Source organism: Bradyrhizobium sp. UFLA05-112, from assembly GCF_053572325.1.
In genome coordinates this window covers 40553-59017 of the sequence record NZ_JBANBK010000037.1, presented here as the reverse complement: position 1 = coordinate 59017, position 18465 = coordinate 40553, and the positions used below count along the sequence as shown (strand labels likewise).

The following is an 18465-nucleotide window of genomic DNA, read 5'->3' as shown; positions in this document are numbered from 1 at the left end:
CATCACGCGTTCGGCAGGTTACGGGCGAGCGCTTCCAGCACCGCCATGCGCACGGCGACGCCCATCTCCACCTGTTCGCGGATCAGGGACTGCGCGCCGTCGGCGACCGCGGTGTCGATCTCGACGCCGCGGTTCATGGGACCGGGATGCATCACCAGCGCATCGGGCTTGGCGTAGGCGAGCTTTTTCTGGTCCAGCCCGAAATAGTTGAAGTATTCGCTGGTGGACGGCACGAAGGAGCCGTTCATGCGCTCGCGCTGGAGGCGCAGCATCATGACGATGTCGGCGCCTTCCAGGCCCTCGCGCATGTCGCGCGCAACTTCGACGCCCATCCGTTCGATGCCGGGCGGCAAGAGCGTGGAGGGTCCGACGACACGGACGCGGGCACCCATGGTGTTGAGGAGGATGATGTTGGAGCGGGCAACGCGCGAATGCAGGACGTCGCCGCAGATCGCGATCACGAGGCCCTCGATTCGGCCCTTGTTGCGGCGGATCGTCAGCGCGTCCAGCAGCGCCTGCGTCGGGTGCTCATGCGCGCCGTCGCCGGCATTGATCACGGAACCGTCAACCTTGCGGGCCAGAAGTTCCACCGCGCCGGAGGCGTGATGCCGCACCACCAGGATATCCGGGTGCATGGCATTGAGCGTCACTGCGGTGTCGATCAGCGTCTCGCCCTTCTTCATGGAGGAGGAGGAGACCGACATGTTCATGACGTCGGCACCCATGCGTTTGCCGGCGATCTCGAATGAGGATTGGGTGCGGGTGGAAGCCTCGAAGAACAGGTTCACTTGCGTCCGTCCACGCAGGACGGCGCGTTTCTTGTCCACCTGGCGGTTCACCTCGACATATTCCTCGGACAGGTCGAGGAGGCCGGTGATGTCGGCAGCGGAAAGGCCCTCGATACCCAGCAGATGCCGGTGACCGAGGACGAAGGTCGATTTCGATGCAGGGGTCATTAAAAGCAGAGCTATAGGCGGGGATGGGTGAGGGGGCAAGGGCCAAAGGTAGGGAAGTGAGTTATCCCCTGATCTGATCTGGCAAACGTTTGGTGCCCCAATTTGGGCTGTTGCAGTCTCCTCCGTCATGCCCGGGCTTGTCCCGGGCATCCACGTTCTTTTTGCGTCAAATGCGATAGAAGATCGTGGATGGCCGGGACCAGCCCGGCCATGACGATGTGGGAGCTTCCCTTGAAAGCAATTTTGTCAGCGCTCTTGGTCGCAGCACTCGTTGGCGAAGCCCACGCCCAACCGCTCCCCGGCGGCTTCGTGTACTTGCGCGACATCGATCCCAGCATCGTCCAGGACATCCGCTACGCGACCTCGAACAATTTCACCGGCCATCCGCTGAGCGGCTATGGCGCCGGCGAATGCGTGGTGAAGCGGGAGGTGGGGCTGCGGCTGAAAGCGATCCAGCAGGAGCTCGCCGGCCAAAACCTCTCGCTGAAGATGTTCGATTGCTATCGGCCGGTGCGTGCGTCCCTCGATATGGTGGCGTGGGCGCAGAACGGCCGCGAGCCGGCGGCCGAGCGGCGCTACAACCCCAAGATTCCCAAGACCGAGCTGTTCCGGCTCGGCTATATCGCGAGCCGCTCGCAGCATTCCACCGGTGCTGCGCTCGATCTCACGCTCATCGATCTCAAGGCCGACAACTCCGCCAAATACGATCCCGCGAAGGCCTATGGCGACTGCACGGCGCCGGTCGAGGCTCGGCCGCCTGAAGGCAGCGTTGACATGGGCACGGGCTATGACTGCACGGATGCGAAGGGCCATACCGCAGCGCCAATGATCACGGCCGATCAGCGGGCCTGGCGCAAGCGGCTGGTCGCTGCGATGGCCCGGCAAGGCTTTGTGAACTATTCGAAGGAGTGGTGGCATTTTTCCCTGCCGGGGGCTGGCGGGGCGGCCTATGATTTCCCGATCCAGCCGCGGACGAGGTAGAGTGCAGATGGTCGTTTGGGCAGCCAGGAGTCGGATTACCTCTCCCACAGGGAGAGGTCGCGCCGAAGGCGCGGGTGAGGGGAACAGCTCTATCGAGGGACCTGATCCCCTCACCCGGAGTGCTGCGCACTCCGACCTCTCCCTCCGGGAGAGGTGAGGGATTGCCCCACTGCGATATCGTGATCAATCGGGAACACTCGATGACCCAGCCGAGCTTCGCGACCCACGAGGTTTTCAATCAGTCGCCGCCGTTCGAGGACATCGACCTGTTTGCCGCTGACCGGCCGCTGGTCGAGGCGGTGAAGGCCAATGGCGGGACCGCTGCCGAACAGGAGTTGTCCGCGTTCGGCCGGCATTGGGGCTCGGCGGCGATGGCCGAGCGTGGGCGCCTCGCCAACGAGAACACGCCAAAACTCCGCACCTTTGATGCCAAGGGCAACCGCCGCGACCAGGTCGAGTTTCACCCCGCCTATCACGAGCTGATGGCGCACAGCGCGCATGCCGGCGTGCATAACTCCACCTGGACCGCGGACGGACAGCCCGCGGGCGATGCGGCCGAGGTCATTCGTGCAGCCAAATTCTACATCGCATCGCAAGTCGAGACCGGACATCTCTGTCCGATCACCATGACACGCGCCTCCGTCGCGGCGCTGGCGATGCAGCCGGAGTTGCTCGCGCGCGTGATGCCGGTGCTCTCGACGAAAAGCTACGACCCCACCTTCACACCGTGGTGGGAGAAGCGCGGCATGACGCTCGGCATGGGCATGACCGAGAAGCAGGGCGGCACCGACGTACGCGCCAACATGACGCGCGCGGTGCGCGATGGGAACGCCTATCGCATCACCGGCCATAAATGGTTCATGTCGGCGCCGATGTGCGATGCCTTCCTCGTGCTGGCGCAGGCCGAGGGCGGGCTGACCTGCTTCTTCATGCCGCGCTTTGCGCCGGATGGTTCGGTGAACGCGATCCAGTTTCAGCGGTTGAAGGACAAGCTCGGCAATCGCTCCAATGCGTCCTCGGAGGTCGAGTTCGTCGGCGCCTATGCGCAAGCCGTCGGCGACGAAGGTAAGGGCATCCGCACCATCATCCAGATGGTGCAGCTAACGCGGCAGGATTGTGCGATCGCCTCTAGTGGACTGATGCGTTCGGGGCTCGCCCATGCGCTGCATCACGCGCGTCACCGCAGCGTATTCCAGAAACATCTCGCCGATCAGCCGCTGATGCAGGCGGTGCTGTCGGACATGGCATTGCATGTCGAGGCAACGGTCGCGCTGGTGATGCGGCTCTGCCGTGCCTTCGACCGCACGCCGCACGATGCAGGCGAGGCCGCCTACATGCGGCTGCTGACGCCCGCGATCAAATACTGGGTCTGCAAGAGCGCGCCGGCGTTCCTCTACGAAGCAATGGAATGCCTCGGCGGCAACGGCTATGTCGAAGACGGCATTCTGGCGCGCCACTACCGGGAGTCGCCGGTGAACGCGATCTGGGAAGGCTCGGGCAACGTGATGTGCCTCGACGTGCTGCGTGCGCTGGCGCGCGAGCCCGATGCGGCGATGACGGTGCTGCAAAGCCTGGCCGCTGAGACCAAGGGCCTGCCAGGAACGGGTGAGGCGATAAGCTTCATCGGCAAAGCCTTCCGCCGAGGCGATAGCGAGCGCGTCGCGCGGCTTGCGGTGGAGAAGCTGGCGCTGCTGTCGGCGGCCGCGGCGCTCAACCTCGTATCACCCCGCAACGCCGAATTGTTTGCCGCCACACGCCTCGCCACCAATCACGCCAGCATGTATGGCGCCGTGGAGTTGGAGAGTGGGGACCAGCGAGCGCTGCTGGAACGGGCGCTGCCTTGATCGGGGAACGCTCTCACTGCCCGTCATGGCCGGGCTTGACCCGGCCATCCACGTGTCACAGTGCGGCACGAAGGACGTGGATGCCCGGGACAAGCCCGGGCATGACGATCTCTCGATAGTTTGCCGCGCCTAACGAAAGCTTCTTGATGGACACTCTCAATCCCGACCACCCGCCGCTGATCGTGACGCCCGGGGCGCCGCCGCCCGTCTGGAAATTCTGGGGCACGGCGCTGTGGGGCGTGTTCGTCTTCGCCGCGATGTTCGTCGGCCAGATTGGCACCATCGTCTATCTCGTCGCGCATCGTGGTGGCCCGATCGACATGGCATCGCTCGAGTCCGTCGGCCGCGATCCGCAGGCGCTGGCGTGGTCGGTGATCGCGGGCCTGCCGACCACGCTGGCCGCGGTGTGGCTGGCCATTCGCCTGAAGGGAGCTTCCTTCGCCGACTACCTTGCGCTGCGCTGGCCATCCTGGTTGCAGATTCTGCTCGGTGCCGTCGGTCTCGTTCTGATCGTGGTGATCTGGGAGGCGATGTCGCGTGCGCTGGGCCGCGAGGCGACGCCAGGCTTCATGACAGATCTCTTGAAATCAGGCCGCGACAAGGGCGCGGCGACGATGCTCGTGCTCTCCTTCAGCATTGCCGCGCCGATCTCCGAAGAGGTGATCGCGCGGGGCTTCCTCTTCCGCGGCTGGTCGGAAAGCTTTCTGCGCGTGCCCGGCGCGATCATCCTGTCGTCGCTGGTCTGGACCGCCGTGCATCTGCAGTACGACATGTATTTTCTTGCCGAGGTCTTCTCGATCGGATTGTGGTTCGGCTACATGCGCTACCGCGCCAACTCGCTGTGGCTCACGATCGTGCTCCACGCGCTGAACAATCTGACGGCGGTGGTGCTGACGATGTGGCTGGGGGGGTAGGCGGGCGGCTCTAGCCTCGCGCGAAATGAACGAGCGCCAAGCAGTAGCCTTGAGTTGCAGCCACGGAAACCGTCATTGCGAGCGAAGCGAAGCAATCCAGAATCCCCCCGCGGCGACGGTCTGGATTGCTTCGCTTCGCTCGCAATGACGAGGTATTGGGGGCGTTCCTCAGACCGCCCGCGCCATTGCATTGCCGGCCGTTTGGTCCTCAAGTATGTTGGGTAGAACCTGTGCCCACCTTCGCTGCGACGTTGTCGCGGAAAGCCCAAATGTCCGATCTCGAAAATGCCAATCCCTCGGCTGCGGGCTCCGTTCGGAAGCCTCGGACCTGGGATTTCATGGAGACGTTGCTCGGTGCGCTGATTGCTTGCGCCGCTTATTTATTGTCGGCCCAAGTGTTGCTGACTCTTATCCTGAAGCCCATGGATGGGTCGTCAGCCGAGAAAATTGACGCGTTGTGGTACCAACCGAATTGGCAGGGCGCCGCGACCATCCTGGGATCCCCTGCTGCGGTTACCGTACTCTGGGTTGCGACCCGGAAGGCAGGTAGAGAATTCTCGGAGTATTTGGCTTTGAACTGGCCGCGCCCGGGCCAATTGTTGAGGGCCGTGGGCATTGTGGCCGTCGTATTCGGCCTGCAGTCTGTGTTGTCTTACCTCGTGCTTGGTCCGCAGGAGCAAACGACGAGCGCGTACATCGGCGTCGGCGGTGCGGGCGGGTTGCTGATCATGCTCGTAGGGAGTTGCATCGCCGCGCCGGTTGTGGAGGAGTTGATCGTTCGGGGCTTCATGTTCCGCGGATGGTCCGAGACATTTCTAGGGGCGATCGGGACCATTGTGCTCACGTCTGCTTTGTGGCGATCTGCCACGTCCAATACAGCTGGATTGGGCAGACCAATATTTTCCTCTCTGGACTTGCTCTTGGCTATATCCGTTGGAGAAGTGCCTCAACCTGGCTGACAGTGATAGCCCACTCAACTTCCAATATCGTCGTCTTGCAATGCGTCCGTACGTCTAGCGCTCAGGCCACCAGCGCGATCGCGATCGGCATCGTGATCGCCGCCAAAATCGTTTGCAGCGTGATGATCTGCGCGAGCAGCGGCGCATCGCCGCCCATCTGGCGGGCCAGCACGTAGGCGCTGGGCGAGGTCGGCACCGCCGCGCAGACTGCGATGATCGCAAGGCTCGTCCCGGTCAGCCCGAACCACAGCGCGAGCAGAAGCGCGATCACGGGCATCAGCACGAGCTTGAAGGCGACGCCGATGGCGGCGGCCACGCTCGGGCGGAGCAGGCCGTTCAGATGCAGGCCCGCGCCGGTGACGAGCAGGCCGATGGCGAGGGAAGAGCGGCTCAACGCATCCGCCACCTCGTGCCAGATCCTTGGCAGCGGCAGGTGCAGGACGTTGACGAAGAGGCCGATCGCGCAGGCCCAGATCAGCGGGTTGCTTGCCACGGTCATGACGATGGCGCCGACGGACTGCTTGTTCGGCGATGCGTAGTGCGCGAGGACCGCGACGCTGAACACGTTGACCAGCGGAATGATCGCGACCATCGCGACTGAGGCCAGCGCAAGGCCGACATCGCCGAACAGATTGGCCGAGACCGACAGCGCGACATAGGTCTGCCAGCGGGTCGCGCCCTGGAAGATCGAGGTGAAGGCGGGCCCATCGATGTCGAGCCGCGCCAGGGCCGGGCGCAGCGCCAGGCACAACAGTGACATCGCAAGCGAGGACAAGAGCAGTGCGCCGCCGACGCCTGCGACCGGTACCTTGTCGAGGTCGGCCTTCACCAGCGTCTGGATCAGCAGCATCGGAAATAGCACGTAATAGGTCAGCCGCTCCAGCCCGTGCCATTGGGTGTCGAGCCGCATCAGGCTGTGCTTCAGCACTACGCCGAGCACGATGAGAATGAAGACCGGCAGCAGTGCAGCAATCACCACCGCCATGGGTCAGTCCGTTCCGGGTGCCGCGCGAAGATTGGCGAGGCGATCGAGCGCGCCTTGCAGGATGAAGATCGCGGCGTGCTCGTCGATCACCTCGGCGCGCTTGGCGCGGCTGACGTCCATGCCGATCAGCTCGCGCTCGACCGCCGACGTCGAGAGACGTTCGTCCCACAGGCCGATCGGCAAGGCCGTGAGGCCGGCAAGATTGCGGGCGAAGGCGCGGGTCGATTGCGCGCGCGGGCCCTCGCTGCCGTCCATGTTGATTGGCAGGCCGAGCACGAAGCCGACTGCCTTGCGCTCTGTGGCGATGGCAAGGAGCTTTGCGGCATCCTGCTTGAACGCCTTGCGCTGGATGGTCTCGACACCGGTCGCGAGCCGCCGGTCGGGATCGGAGACGGCAACGCCGATCGTCTTGGTGCCGAGATCGAGCCCGATCAGCGCACCGCGCGCGGGCCAGTGGGTTGCAGCGTCGATGAGAGGTAGGATAGGTGCCGGCATGGCGTTAGCGCATACCATGCGAAGCGCTGCGGAGTGAACCGAGAACAATGGATGCGCTGACCTTATTCGGCCTGTTCGCCGTCACCGCGATGCTGGTCTGTTATGCGCTGGAGGATCGCAGCCACTGGTTCGTCCTGCTGTTCGCCGCATCCTGCGCGCTCGGCTCGGCCTACGGCTTCCTGCAAGGCGCCTGGCCGTTCGGCGTGGTGGAGGCGATCTGGGCGATGGTGGCGCTGCGGCGTTGGTCGTTCAGGCCGCGATGACCTCGTCATCCCTGTTCAGGCAGGACACGAACCCTTGGAGTGCGCTGTACTGGTGGCCGGCGCGGCGCTGGATGAACAGCGTCTCGACCCCTGCATAAGACGGGGGCAGCTCGTGGATCGCCACGTTGCCGATCATCGCGCTGCGTTCGACCACAGCGCGGGGCAGCAATGTCACGCCCATGTCGGCGGCGACGCAACCGATCATGCCGTCGAGCGTGCCGAGCTCGAAGCGCGCCGCCGAGGGCCAGCCGAACTCGACGAAGATCTGCTCGAGCCGCTGGCGATAGGTGCAGCCGGTGCGGAACACCAGCGCCGTCGGGCCCGACTCCGGCGTGCCGGCGCGGAGCTCTTTGAGTGATGCCCAACGGCGCGCGCTGACCAGCACCAGCTCCTCGCGGAAGGCGCTGACGGCGATGAGCTCGGCATGCTCGATGGGACCAGCGACGAAGGCGCCGTCGAGCGCGCCATCGAGCACGGCGGCGACGAGATCGGCGGTGGTCGCGGTGCGCAAGCTCAGCCGCACGGCAGGGAAACGGCGATGGAAATCGGCGAGCAGCGGTGGCAGGCGAACAGCCGCCGTCGTTTCCATCGAGCCGATCGCGAGCGGTCCCTTGGGCTCGCCATCATCGCGCGCGGCAAGGAAGGCCTCGCGCGAGAGCGCCGCCATCCGTTGCGCGTAAGGCAAAAGCCGTTTGCCCGCGCCGGTCAGCGTCATGCCGCGGCTGTGCCGCTCGAACAGGGGCGTGCCGATCTCGGCCTCCAGCGCCTTGATCCGCTGGGTGACATTCGACTGCACCGTATTGAGCTCTTCCGCGGCACGGGTGATGCCGCCGGCGCGGGCGACCGCGGCGAAAGTCCTGATATCGCTGAGTTCCATGGCCTCGTTTCGTTTTCGAGATGGCAGCGTTCGAAAGAATTCAATTTTCAAGAATGTTATTCTCACTTAGTGTCGCTGTCCACACAGGAGGAGCCATGGCGATCACCACACCGCTGACCACGCTGCTCGGCATCGAGCACCCGATCCTCCTTGCTCCGATGGATATCATCGCTGGCAGCAGCCTGGTGACGGCGGTGAGCCGCGCCGGCGGCTTTGGTATTCTGGGCGGCGGCTATGGCGAGAGGGCTTGGCTGGAGCAGGAGACGGCGAAGCTGAAAGCGCTGCGCGTCCCGTTCGGAATCGGCTTCATCACCTGGAGCCTCGCCAGGCACCCCGACCTTCTCGATATCGCGCTCGCGGCAAGGCCCGCAGCGATCATGCTGTCGTTCGGCGATCCCGCGCCGTTCGCGCCGAAGATCAAATCGACCGGTGCGCGGCTGATCTGCCAAGTGCAGGACGAGGCCATGGCGCGACAGGCGCTCGATGCCGGCGCGGACGTTCTCATCGCGCAAGGCACCGAGGCAGGCGGCCATGGTGCATCCCGCACCACCGTCGATCTCGTGCCTGGAATCGTCGATCTCGCGGCGGGTCGTGTGCCGGTGGTCGCGGCCGGCGGCATCGCCGACGGGCGCGGGCTCGCCGCCATGGTGATGCTGGGCGCAAGCGGCGTGCTGCTCGGTACGCGCTTTTATGCGAGCCAGGAGGCCGACGGCGCTGACGAGGCGAAACGGCGCATCTGTGATGCAACGAGCGGCTCGACCATGCGCGGCATCATTTTCGATCTCTCCCGCAACAATGTCTGGCCGGCGCCGTTTACCGGGCGATGCCTGATCAACGATCACGCCCGGCGCTGGATGGGGCGCGAGGTCGAATTGATGCAGAATGTCGCCAAGGTTGCGGCTGATTATGCCGCCGCAAAGGCGAGCCGCAATTTCGACGTCGCCGCCGTGATTGCAGGCGAGGCGGTCGGCCTGATCCATGATATTCCGCCGGCAGCCGACATCGTCGAGCGGATCGCAGCTGAGGCGGAGCAGTTGCTGACCGGCCGGCGCAACTCCGTCGCTTCCGCTGCTTGAACAAGAGAGAACAACCATGTGGCCTGACCGTCGACTGATCGACCTCTTCAAGATCGAATTTCCGATCGTGCTGGCGCCGATGGCCGGCGTGATGGATGCGGAGCTCGTGATCGCCGCGGCGCAGGGCGGTGCGCTCGGCTCGCTGCCATGCGCCATGCTGTCGGCGGAGAAAGCGCGCGAGCAGGTCAATCTCATTCGCCAGCGCGTCTCCACGCCGGTGAACATGAACTTCTTCTGCCACACGCCGGTCGAGCTCACGGCCGAGGCCGAAGCGCGCTGGAAGCAGCGCCTCGCGGGCTACTACAAGGAGCATGGTCTCGATCCGGCGGCGCCCATCAATGCAGCCAACCGCGCGCCATTCGATGCGGCGTTCTGCGAGGTCGTCGAGGAGCTGAAGCCAGAAGTCGTCAGCTTCCATTTCGGCCTGCCGGACAAGGCGCTGCTGAGGCGCGTCAAGGCGGCCGGGTGCATCGTGATTTCCTCCGCCACCACCGTGAAGGAAGCGGTCTGGCTCGAGCAGCACGGCGTCGATGCCGTGATCGCGCAAGGCGCAGAGGCGGGCGGCCATCGCGGCATGTTCCTGACTGAAAATATCTCGGAGCAGCCCGGCACCTTCGCGCTGGTGCCACAGGTCGTCGATGCCGTGAAGGTGCCGGTGATCGCCTGCGGCGGTATCGCGGATGGACGCGGTATCGCCGCTGCCTTCGCGCTCGGCGCGTCCGGGGTGCAGATCGGCAGTGCCTATTTGCGCTGCCCGGAATCCAAGGTCAGCGCCGGCGGTCGCAGGGCACTCACGGAGGCCGGGGACGATTCCACCGTGATCACCAATGTGATGACCGGCCGGCCCGCGCGCGGTGTACAGAACCGCCTGATGCGCGAAGCCGGCCCGATTTCGCCGGACGCGCCGGCCTTTCCCCATGCCGCGACCGCGCTGGGGCCGTTGAAGGCGGCGGCCGAAAAGCAGGGGAGGGTGGATTTCACCAATCTCTGGGCGGGACAGGCCATCGGCATGGGCCGCGAGATGCCTGCGGCCGGATTGACCCGGGACCTGGCCAAATCCGCGCAGGCCCGCCTGAAAGCGCTGGCCGGCTAGGCGCGATGAGATCCAGGAGGATCGTCATCGCGCTTTAGGTTATTGTTTGCGCATGATCTTTCGGAAAACCGCTGCGCACTTTGCGCTAACGCGGCCCTTCGGGTCCGGATCATGCGCCCAGCGCCGGTTGCGGCGCAAAACCGGCCTCTGCTATACGGCAGACAGGATTTCTGCCGTTCGAGGCCTTATATAATGTCCGTTGACGCCGCTACCGTCCGCCGCATCGCGCATCTCGCGCGCATTGCGGTTTCCGACGATGAGGTTCCGCATCTCCAGGGCGAGCTCAACGCCATGCTTGCCTTCGTCGAACAGCTCTCGGAGGTCAATATCGAGGGCGTCGAGCCCATGACCTCGGTGACCCCGATGGAGATGAAGAAGCGCGAGGACGTCATCAGTGACGGCGAGATCGCCGACGATATCGTTGCCAATGCGCCCGCGACCGAAGGTCACTTCTTCCTGGTGCCGAAGGTCGTCGAGTAGCATGGCGTTTTCGAGCGAAGTGGAAGCCGGTTCGCGTGAAGAAAACGCGTCAAACTAAAGAGTATTAGGACACGAGTCCGATGTGCCTGCTATGCGACGATGAGAAGGCCTATCAGGCCTACATGAACTATCTCGACGCGATGGAGCGGCAGGGCAAGACTGCCGATCCCAATGTGGCCGTCAATGCCGTGCTCGACGAGATCGAGGCGGCTGCGAAAGCCGCCGCCAAAAAAGACGACCCGGCCAACGACAAGACCCTGTCTCCGTTCTTCTGTAGCCCGATCAATAAATGACCGATTTGACATCGCTGACGCTCGCCGAGGCCCGCAAGGGTCTCGCCGACAAGACATTCACGTCGCTCGAGCTGACCGACGCGCATCTGAGCGCGATGGAAGCTGCACGCGCGCTCAACGCCTTCATCCTGGAGACGCCCGACCAGGCGCGCGCCATGGCGCGCGAAGCTGATGGCAAGATCGCCAAGGGTAGTGCCGGTCCGCTCGCCGGCATTCCACTCGGTATCAAGGACCTGTTTGCGACGAAGGGCGTGCGCACCACGGCCTGCTCAAAGATCCTCGGCAATTTCGTGCCGACCTACGAGTCGACCGTCACCTCGCAGCTCTGGCGCGATGGTGCGGTGATGCTCGGCAAGCTCAACAATGACGAGTTCGCGATGGGCTCGTCGAACGAGACCTCCTGCTTCGGTCCTGTCGGCAATCCCTGGCGGCGCGAGGGCTCCAACACGACGCTGGTGCCGGGCGGCTCGTCCGGCGGCTCGGCCTCGGCCGTTGCTGCGCTACTCTGCATGGGCGCGACGGCGACCGACACCGGCGGCTCGATCCGCCAGCCAGCGGCCTTTACCGCGACCGTCGGCATCAAGCCGACCTATGGCCGCTGCTCGCGCTGGGGCATCGTCGCCTTTGCCTCCTCGCTCGATCAGGCAGGTCCGATCGCGCGCAGCGTACGCGATTGCGCGATGCTGCTGCGTTCAATGGCCGGCCACGACCCGAAGGACACGACGTCCGTCGACATCGCCGTGCCGGACTATGAGGCCGCGATCGGCAGGTCCGTGAAGGGCATGAAGATCGGCATACCCAGGGAATATCGGCTCGACGGTATGCCGGCCGAGATCGAAAAGCTTTGGGAAGCAGGCGCGGCCTGGCTGAAAGCGGCCGGCGCCGAGCTCGTCGAGGTGTCGCTGCCGCACACCAAATACGCACTGCCGGCCTATTACATCGTGGCGCCGGCGGAAGCCTCGTCCAACCTCGCGCGCTACGACGGCGTGCGCTACGGCCTGCGCGAGCAGGGACGCAACATCATCGAGACGTATGAAAACACCCGCGCCGAAGGCTTTGGCGCCGAGGTGAAGCGCCGCGTCATGATCGGCACCTACGTGCTCTCCGCCGGCTACTACGACGCCTATTACCTGCGCGCGCAAAAAGTGCGTACGCTGATCAAGAAGGATTTCGAGGATTGCTTCGCCAAGGGTGTCGATGCGATCCTCACGCCGGCGACACCGTCCGCCGCCTTCGGCATTGGCGAGAAGGGCGGCGCCGATCCGGTCGAGATGTATCTCAACGACATCTTCACGGTGACCGTGAACATGGCCGGCCTGCCGGGCATCGCCGTGCCCGCCGGCAAGGACGCGCAAGGCCTGCCGCTCGGCCTCCAACTGATCGGCCGGCCCTTCGACGAGGAGACGCTGTTCTCGCTCGGCGAGGTGATCGAGCAAGCGGCCGGCCACTTCACGCCGACGAGGTGGTGGTGAACATGGCGGCGTATATCGCCAGCCTCGACTGCGCCGCGCCTGCGCCGAACCTCAGCGCGCCGCTCGCAGGGCTCTGGTGGGCCGCGAAGGGCGACTGGGACAAGGCGCACAAGATCGTCCAGGACGAGGACAGCCGCGACGCCGCCTGGGTGCATGCCTATTTGCATCGTGTTGAAGGCGATCTCGGCAATGCCGGCTACTGGTATCGCCAGGCGGGCCAACCGGCCGCGAAGGATTCATTACAGACGGAGTGGGAGCGCATCGCTGCCGCCCTGCTCGGGAGCACGACATGAGCACGGCCACGCACAAGCTTCTCAAGGGCGCCACCGGCGACTGGGAGATGGTCATCGGCATGGAGATCCACGCCCAGGTGACGTCGAACTCAAAACTGTTCTCGGGCGCGTCCACCGCATTCGGCGGTGAGCCGAACACCCACGTGTCGCTGGTCGACGCGGCGATGCCCGGCATGCTGCCGGTCATCAACGAGGAATGCGTCAGACAGGCTGTCCGGACCGGGCTCGGGCTGAACGCGAAGATCAATCTTCGCTCGGTGTTCGATCGGAAAAACTATTTCTATCCCGACCTGCCGCAGGGCTATCAGATCAGCCAGTACAAGTCGCCGGTGGTGGGTGAGGGGGAGGTGCTTGTCGAGCTCGACGGCGGCCGCAGCGTCAACGTCGGCATCGAGCGGCTGCATCTGGAGCAGGATGCCGGCAAGTTGCTGCACGACCAGTCGCCGTCGCTGTCCTTTGTCGATCTCAACCGCTGTGGCGTCGCTTTGATGGAGATCGTCTCAAAACCGGACATCCGCGACGCCGAGCAGGCCAAGGCCTATGTGACCAAGCTGCGCTCGATCGTGCGCTATCTCGGCACCTGCGACGGCGACATGGAGAAGGGAAACCTGCGCGCCGACGTCAACGTCTCGGTGCGTCGTCCCGGCGGGCCGCTCGGCACCCGCTGCGAGATCAAGAACATGAACTCGATCAACTTCATTGGACAGGCGATCGAGTACGAGGCGCGGCGCCAGATCGAGATCCTTGAAGATGGCGGCGAGATCGACCAGGAGACACGGCTCTACGACCCCAACAAGGGCGAGACGCGCTCGATGCGGTCGAAGGAAGAGGCGCACGATTACCGCTACTTCCCCGATCCCGATCTCTTGCCGCTGGAGTTCTCGCAAGAGTTTGTCGATGCGCTGAAGGCGGAGTTGCCCGAACTGCCGGATCAGAAGAAGACGCGCTTCGTCGCCGACTTGGGTCTGTCAGCCTATGATGCGAGCGTGCTCGTCGCCGAGCGCGAAAGCGCTGACTTCTACGAGACCGTGCTGGACAGGCTCGGCAATCGCGCGCGCGACGGCAAGATGGCGGCGAACTGGGTGATCAACGAGCTGTTCGGCCGTCTCAACAAGGAAGGCCGGGCTATTTCGGGCTCTCCCGTCGCCGCCGAGCAGCTTGCCGCGATCATCGACCTGATCGGCGAGGGTACGATCAGCGGCAAGATCGCCAAGGATCTGTTCGAGATCGTCTGGCAGGAGGGCGGCGATCCGCGCGCGCTCGTCGAAAGCCGCGGCATGAAGCAGGTCACCGATCTCTCGGCGATCGAGAAGGTGGTCGACGACATCATCGCGGCCAATCCCGACAAGGTCGCGCAGGTCAAGGATAAGCCGCAGGCGCTTGGCTGGTTCGTCGGCCAGGTGATGAAGTCGTCTGGCGGCAAGGCCAACCCGCAGAGCGTCAACGACCTGCTCAAGTCCAAGCTCGGCATCTGACGCGATGCGGTGACGGCGCGTGCCGTCACCGCGATCCTGCCTTCGCGCATCCGTCGCGCGCATGCGGCGACACCGACGTCGCCTCGATCGCACCGTCCACGTCCAACCGAATCGCCATCTTCGATTCGTGCAAAACGGCGGCTGCGAGCACGCTCCGGCGAGCGGTCGCGCCGTTAAGCATGAAAATATTTTCATTGCCAAAATTCACGACTCAGAGTCCGCGAAACGCACTTCGTGCGCCTTCGAGCGAGACGCAACGCGCGACGGAACGTCGATCGCGCGCAATGTGCGAATGCGGAATGGGCTTGCAGCATAGGGTTTTCTTGCAATCGATGCTTTCGCCGGCGCTGATGCGGCAGGCACTTTCCGCATAGACGATCGAACGACTCGTCGAGCGCGTGCGCGAAGCGCGGAGTACTTGCGCGCTTTGCTCCGTCAACACTTCCTTAAGCGAGAAGATGTTTTTTTCGCCGTGTTGGTGTATTCGGGATGCAGTGCATTCGATCCCCGAATGCACGCAGCGATTAAAGCCATCTCACACATCGGAGGGCAACATGGCCAAGAAAGCGAAGAAGGCGAAGAAGGCGAAGAGCGCAGTGAAGAAGACTGCGAAGAAGACCCGCAAGGTCGCGAAGAAGAAGAAGTAACTTCGCTTCTGAAGTCGCCGGCCTCTCTGACGGCCGGCACGTCATCAGCGCCTTCTGCGATCTGGTTTGCCTCAGGCAGGGCAGGTCTCAGTCAACCGGGCTCTGATCGGCGATAGAGGGTGTCGGCGAGACATCAGGTCAACGGTCGGATCGTCCTTCCTTGCCGAGCTTGCTCGTCAAGGTCTGGTCCGGCAGAAGAAACCAGTTTTCTTCGTTCGGTGCGGTTCGCCTTTATCGGCCCCGCAATTTCATGAGTAGCCTCGCGGCCAAAATGAAATCTGGTCCTGACGTGTTCGCCGACGCCCTCGTTCGAGTAGCCGGGATCCTCGCCGGCGTTTTCATTTTCCAAAGTTTCAGGTCCAAGGCGTGACACGCAGCCGAACAGGCTTGCGCCCCCTGTGGTCCGACTGCGCGCCCACACTCCGGCGTCATCGCCCGGCTTCGACCGGGCGATCCAGTATTCCAGAGGCAGTGACGCATACGGAGAAGTCGCAGCGTACTGGATTCCCCGCCGTCGCGGGAAATGACGGCTCAGGAGGTGGCTGCGATCGTGCGCCTCTCACCACGCGCGATGGTTATCATCGTCCGAAGATCCGAACGGTAAACAAAATCTGACGGATCGCAGAAGTGCTTGAGAATCCCTGACTTCTTGCATTTTCGCAGCCGCGCCGCGTGACCTCGCGTTTACGTCCCCTTCATCGCGATACTTAAACTGCCATTCAAATTTGCTCGCCAAGATCGCCTCAACAAGCCGGCAAGAGCGGCATGGGGACGAGTTGAACAGTTTGGACGGGAGCCGCGCTCGGGGGAACGAGGCGGCACAACAATAAAGGGGATGCGACATGTTTCAGGGGACTTTCGATCTGGAGACCGCGACGCCGATCGACGCGACTGCGTTGTCGGACGTGCTGTTCGAGCGGGGCATGTATTGGGCGAGCGGCCGCTCCGGCCTCGTCGATCTCATCGCTGCGCATAAATGGTTCAACCTCGCGGCGTTGAAGGGCCGTAGGGACGCGATCGCGCTTCGCCAGGAAGTCGCCGGGCAGATGTCGGATGCCGAGATCGCAGCCGCGCAGCGCGAGGCGAGGGCCTGGGCCACCGCGCACTGACCGGTTCACTCCGCCGCAGGGAACCGAACTTTGACCGATCGATGCGATCGCGCCAAGGTGACCTTAGGCCGACCTCGTGATGAGATCAGACGGCAAACGAGGCCGGCGCTTCGCCGGCGCAATGCCGGCGCCACATTTCGGTGAGGGCCTTTTCGACGTCTCGCGCCATGCCGACAGTATCGAAGAGAGGCCAGGTGGACCGATGCGTCGCCAGCTTGCTCTTGAGGGCGGTTCGAAGTTCGGAGTCGTGCGCGATCCGAAGCGCCAAAGCCTCATATTCGTCCAGCGATCGCGTCACCAGTTCAGGAAGGCCGACAGCATTCAGGAGACTGGCTGCAACACGTCCCGCAAAGGCGGTGCCGAGGCATGTCAGGACCGGCAAGCCAGCCCACAGGGCGTCGCTGGCCGTGGTATGGGCGTTGTAGGGCAACGTGTCCAGGAACAGATCGGCAAGCTGGTGGCGCGCCAGGTGTTCGTCGATAGCGATGGGTGGGGCAAACACGATTCTCTCGGCGGCGATGCCGCGCGCAACGGCTTCACGCCTCAGGTTCTCACTGGCGATCGGGCCCCCATCAAACAGCCAAAGGACGCTGCCGGCGGTCTTGGTAAGCAGCCTCATCCAGACATCGAACAGCCGGGGCGTGATCTTTAATGTTTTGTTGAACGCGCAGTAGACGAATGCATCGTCCGGCAGCCCGACCTCGCTTCGGGCCGGTGCATTTGACAGGGGCGGTCGCCTTGCGTCGGTCGCCTGATAGCTGTTGGGGAGATAAATCACCTTTTCGGCGTAATACTTCTGCTCTGCTTCGGGGATGACGATCCGGTCGGCCATGATGTAGTCGATGTACGGCGCGCCCATCGTGCCGGGAAAGCCGAGATAGTTGACCTGGATGGGAGCCGGCCGGTGCGCAAGGATTTTCGGCCGCGCAAGGGCGGTGAAGCCTCCGAGATCGACGAGGACCTCGATGTCGAGCTGGCGTATCAGCTTGACCACGTCCTCGTCGGCAAGGTGCCTGACGTCTTCGAAGCGCTCGAATGCTGCCTTCACGCGGTCGCGCATCTTGCTGCGGTCATCCGGTCCGTAGGAGATGGCGCTTATGTCGAAGCGCTCGCGGTCGTGCTCCTCGAAAACTCCGGCCATCAAATGCGCGGTGGCATGATTGTGAAAATCGGCAGACACGTACGCGACCCGCAGCCGGGAAGCCGGTGACGGCGTTCTGGGTCTCGCGGCACCTCGCTCCGGGGCGACATTGGCGACATATGTCTTCGCACAGGTCAATTGGTGTGCGGGAGACGACGAGGCGAGAATGAAGGTGAGGGGATCGATCGCCACGCCGGATTCTGCGGCCTCGTCCAGGGCGGCCCGCTCACGTTCGAAACTGCGCCAGTCGGCGCGCTTCTGCCTGGAATCAACGAGCTTGCTCAGCGCGAACGGGAAGGCCTTGTTCAGTGAGACCGTTCTTTCGAGCGCCTCGATCGCTTCGTCGTGTCGGCCCATTTGGGTAAGGACCTCAGACAAGACGAAATGGTACTGTGGATTCGACGGTGTGAGCTCGACGGCCCTTTGGTAGCTGTCGTGTGCTTCGTCGAGCTGACCGAGCTGCTGGAATGCACTGCCTCGGTTCAAGAACGCTGCGCTCGATGGCGCGATCGCAATGGCACGATCAAGCTCCGCGATCGCGCCGTGAAGCTCCTTCCGTGCAAGCAGGATCGCTCCGCGATTGAGATGCGCATCGGCGAAGTCCGGCGACAGGGCAATCACCTTCGCAAGCCAGGCGAGCGCATCGTCTGTCTTGTCCAATGCACGCAGCACGTTGGCATAGTTGAAAAGAACGTCGGGATTGCCGGGGTCGACGCGGGCAGCCTTCTTGAGCAATGGCTCGGCGTCCGCGAAATTGCCGCGGTGGGCCTGCAACAGCCCCAGCATATGCAGCGCGACGGGATGTGTTCTGCTTCCCTTCAGGATGGTCGTGTAGCCGCGTTCCGCATCCGACAGTTTGCCCGAACGGTGGGCCGCAATCGCCTGGTCCAGAATAGCCGACGGATGGAGTGAGGAGGGGGCCGAAGCTCCCTTGTTGCGGCTTTGCTGCGACATGTGATTGGGTTTCCGGACCCCGATGGCGGGTCTGTGCTTTGGCGAACTGGTGCAAAAAGACTAGTCGCCTTTACTTGAGAGAACAACGCGGCTCGTGCTGCAAGGCACGAAACAGCGCTCGTGCCGAGTCTCCACGCGCGACCAACTGACGCGATGGC

General features: G+C 63.8%; 18 protein-coding genes and 1 pseudogene. 13 read left to right on the top strand and 6 right to left on the bottom strand.

Annotated features, from left to right (window positions below; genetic code table 11):
- Window positions 1-2 precede the first annotated feature (2 nt).
- Window positions 3-956, bottom strand: a complete 954-nt coding sequence (locus SO180_RS21845; protein WP_027522965.1) for an aspartate carbamoyltransferase catalytic subunit — start codon at window positions 954-956, stop codon at window positions 3-5.
- 216 nt (window positions 957-1172) lie between these two features.
- Here SO180_RS21845 and SO180_RS21840 point away from each other — a divergent pair, with 216 nt between their 5' ends.
- The 4 genes and pseudogenes from SO180_RS21840 to SO180_RS21825 all read left to right on the top strand — a co-directional run bounded on the left by SO180_RS21840 (window position 1173) and on the right by SO180_RS21825 (window position 5830).
- On the top strand, window positions 1173-1937 hold the full coding sequence (locus SO180_RS21840) for a M15 family metallopeptidase (protein WP_449380917.1): 765 nt from the start codon (window positions 1173-1175) through the stop codon (window positions 1935-1937).
- 200 nt (window positions 1938-2137) lie between these two features.
- Window positions 2138-3781: an isovaleryl-CoA dehydrogenase gene (locus SO180_RS21835; protein ID WP_449380894.1), complete on the top strand. Its 1644-nt coding sequence runs from the start codon at window positions 2138-2140 to the stop codon at window positions 3779-3781.
- Window positions 3782-3927: 146 nt separating this feature from the next.
- Window positions 3928-4695, top strand: coding sequence for a CPBP family intramembrane glutamic endopeptidase (locus SO180_RS21830; RefSeq protein ID WP_449380893.1), 768 nt, complete (start codon window positions 3928-3930; stop codon window positions 4693-4695).
- A gap of 269 nt (window positions 4696-4964) precedes the next feature.
- A pseudogene (locus SO180_RS21825) lies at window positions 4965-5830 on the top strand (lysostaphin resistance A-like protein).
- Here SO180_RS21825 and SO180_RS21820 read toward each other — a convergent pair.
- Complete coding sequence (locus SO180_RS21820) at window positions 5716-6639, bottom strand: AEC family transporter (protein ID WP_449380892.1); 924 nt, start codon at window positions 6637-6639, stop codon at window positions 5716-5718. The pseudogene SO180_RS21825 and the gene SO180_RS21820 sit on opposite strands and share 115 nt — an antisense overlap.
- 3 nt (window positions 6640-6642) lie before the next feature.
- Window positions 6643-7134: a Holliday junction resolvase RuvX gene (gene ruvX, locus SO180_RS21815; protein WP_449380891.1), complete on the bottom strand. Its 492-nt coding sequence runs from the start codon at window positions 7132-7134 to the stop codon at window positions 6643-6645.
- A 47-nt stretch (window positions 7135-7181) separates the two neighbouring features.
- Between ruvX and SO180_RS21810 the strand changes: the two genes are divergently transcribed.
- Window positions 7182-7397, top strand: coding sequence for a hypothetical protein (locus SO180_RS21810; protein ID WP_449380890.1), 216 nt, complete (start codon window positions 7182-7184; stop codon window positions 7395-7397).
- Here the strand turns inward: SO180_RS21810 and SO180_RS21805 are convergent.
- Window positions 7384-8274, bottom strand: a complete 891-nt coding sequence (locus tag SO180_RS21805) for a LysR family transcriptional regulator (RefSeq protein ID WP_449380889.1) — start codon at window positions 8272-8274, stop codon at window positions 7384-7386. The genes SO180_RS21810 and SO180_RS21805 overlap by 14 nt on opposite strands.
- A 95-nt stretch (window positions 8275-8369) precedes the next feature.
- On the opposite strand from SO180_RS21805, the gene SO180_RS21800 reads away from it, so the two are divergent.
- The 7 genes from SO180_RS21800 to gatB all read left to right on the top strand — a co-directional run bounded on the left by SO180_RS21800 (window position 8370) and on the right by gatB (window position 14456).
- Window positions 8370-9350, top strand: a complete 981-nt coding sequence (locus tag SO180_RS21800) for an NAD(P)H-dependent flavin oxidoreductase (RefSeq protein WP_449380888.1) — start codon at window positions 8370-8372, stop codon at window positions 9348-9350.
- Between the two features lie 16 nt (window positions 9351-9366).
- Window positions 9367-10443, top strand: coding sequence for an NAD(P)H-dependent flavin oxidoreductase (locus SO180_RS21795; protein ID WP_449380887.1), 1077 nt, complete (start codon window positions 9367-9369; stop codon window positions 10441-10443).
- 192 nt (window positions 10444-10635) lie between these two features.
- Entirely contained in the window at window positions 10636-10923 is a 288-nt protein-coding gene (gatC, locus tag SO180_RS21790; protein ID WP_449380886.1) for an Asp-tRNA(Asn)/Glu-tRNA(Gln) amidotransferase subunit GatC, read from the top strand.
- A gap of 80 nt (window positions 10924-11003) precedes the next feature.
- On the top strand, window positions 11004-11216 hold the full coding sequence (locus SO180_RS21785) for a hypothetical protein (protein WP_284262967.1): 213 nt from the start codon (window positions 11004-11006) through the stop codon (window positions 11214-11216).
- Window positions 11213-12688 carry an Asp-tRNA(Asn)/Glu-tRNA(Gln) amidotransferase subunit GatA gene (gene gatA, locus SO180_RS21780; protein WP_449380885.1) on the top strand — a complete coding sequence of 492 codons (1476 nt, stop codon included), beginning with the start codon at window positions 11213-11215 and terminating at the stop codon, window positions 12686-12688. Before SO180_RS21785 ends, gatA begins: the two co-directional genes overlap by 4 nt.
- Before the next feature lie 2 nt (window positions 12689-12690).
- Entirely contained in the window at window positions 12691-12981 is a 291-nt protein-coding gene (locus SO180_RS21775) for a hypothetical protein (RefSeq protein ID WP_449380884.1), read from the top strand.
- Complete coding sequence (gene gatB / locus SO180_RS21770; protein WP_449380883.1) at window positions 12978-14456, top strand: Asp-tRNA(Asn)/Glu-tRNA(Gln) amidotransferase subunit GatB; 1479 nt, start codon at window positions 12978-12980, stop codon at window positions 14454-14456. Before SO180_RS21775 ends, gatB begins: the two co-directional genes overlap by 4 nt.
- Before the next feature lie 25 nt (window positions 14457-14481).
- On the opposite strand, the gene SO180_RS21765 is transcribed toward gatB, so the two are convergent.
- The gene (locus SO180_RS21765) at window positions 14482-14664 is read right to left on the bottom strand and encodes a hypothetical protein (RefSeq protein WP_449380882.1); all 183 of its coding nucleotides are present in this window, start codon (window positions 14662-14664) and stop codon (window positions 14482-14484) included.
- 1281 nt (window positions 14665-15945) lie between these two features.
- On the opposite strand from SO180_RS21765, the gene SO180_RS21760 reads away from it, so the two are divergent.
- Window positions 15946-16212: a hypothetical protein gene (locus SO180_RS21760; protein WP_449380881.1), complete on the top strand. Its 267-nt coding sequence runs from the start codon at window positions 15946-15948 to the stop codon at window positions 16210-16212.
- An 85-nt stretch (window positions 16213-16297) separates the two neighbouring features.
- Here the strand turns inward: SO180_RS21760 and SO180_RS21755 are convergent, their stop codons facing one another.
- Entirely contained in the window at window positions 16298-18307 is a 2010-nt protein-coding gene (locus SO180_RS21755) for a tetratricopeptide repeat protein (RefSeq protein ID WP_449380880.1), read from the bottom strand.
- Between the last annotated feature and the right edge of the window lie 158 nt (window positions 18308-18465).

Bases quoted from the DNA above. Each gene is read 5' to 3' on its own strand.
- SO180_RS21845 (WP_027522965.1), bottom strand. From the start codon at position 956: ATGACCCCTGCATCGAAATCGACCTTCGTCCTCGGTCACCGGCATCTG.
- SO180_RS21840 (WP_449380917.1), top strand. From the start codon at position 1,173: ATGTGGGAGCTTCCCTTGAAAGCAATTTTGTCAGCGCTCTTGGTCGCA.
- SO180_RS21835 (WP_449380894.1), top strand. From the start codon at position 2,138: ATGACCCAGCCGAGCTTCGCGACCCACGAGGTTTTCAATCAGTCGCCG.
- SO180_RS21830 (WP_449380893.1), top strand. From the start codon at position 3,928: ATGGACACTCTCAATCCCGACCACCCGCCGCTGATCGTGACGCCCGGG.
- SO180_RS21820 (WP_449380892.1), bottom strand. From the start codon at position 6,639: ATGGCGGTGGTGATTGCTGCACTGCTGCCGGTCTTCATTCTCATCGTG.
- ruvX (WP_449380891.1), bottom strand. From the start codon at position 7,134: ATGCCGGCACCTATCCTACCTCTCATCGACGCTGCAACCCACTGGCCC.
- SO180_RS21810 (WP_449380890.1), top strand. From the start codon at position 7,182: ATGGATGCGCTGACCTTATTCGGCCTGTTCGCCGTCACCGCGATGCTG.
- SO180_RS21805 (WP_449380889.1), bottom strand. From the start codon at position 8,274: ATGGAACTCAGCGATATCAGGACTTTCGCCGCGGTCGCCCGCGCCGGC.
- SO180_RS21800 (WP_449380888.1), top strand. From the start codon at position 8,370: ATGGCGATCACCACACCGCTGACCACGCTGCTCGGCATCGAGCACCCG.
- SO180_RS21795 (WP_449380887.1), top strand. From the start codon at position 9,367: ATGTGGCCTGACCGTCGACTGATCGACCTCTTCAAGATCGAATTTCCG.
- gatC (WP_449380886.1), top strand. From the start codon at position 10,636: ATGTCCGTTGACGCCGCTACCGTCCGCCGCATCGCGCATCTCGCGCGC.
- SO180_RS21785 (WP_284262967.1), top strand. From the start codon at position 11,004: ATGTGCCTGCTATGCGACGATGAGAAGGCCTATCAGGCCTACATGAAC.
- gatA (WP_449380885.1), top strand. From the start codon at position 11,213: ATGACCGATTTGACATCGCTGACGCTCGCCGAGGCCCGCAAGGGTCTC.
- SO180_RS21775 (WP_449380884.1), top strand. From the start codon at position 12,691: ATGGCGGCGTATATCGCCAGCCTCGACTGCGCCGCGCCTGCGCCGAAC.
- gatB (WP_449380883.1), top strand. From the start codon at position 12,978: ATGAGCACGGCCACGCACAAGCTTCTCAAGGGCGCCACCGGCGACTGG.
- SO180_RS21760 (WP_449380881.1), top strand. From the start codon at position 15,946: ATGTTTCAGGGGACTTTCGATCTGGAGACCGCGACGCCGATCGACGCG.
- SO180_RS21755 (WP_449380880.1), bottom strand. From the start codon at position 18,307: ATGTCGCAGCAAAGCCGCAACAAGGGAGCTTCGGCCCCCTCCTCACTC.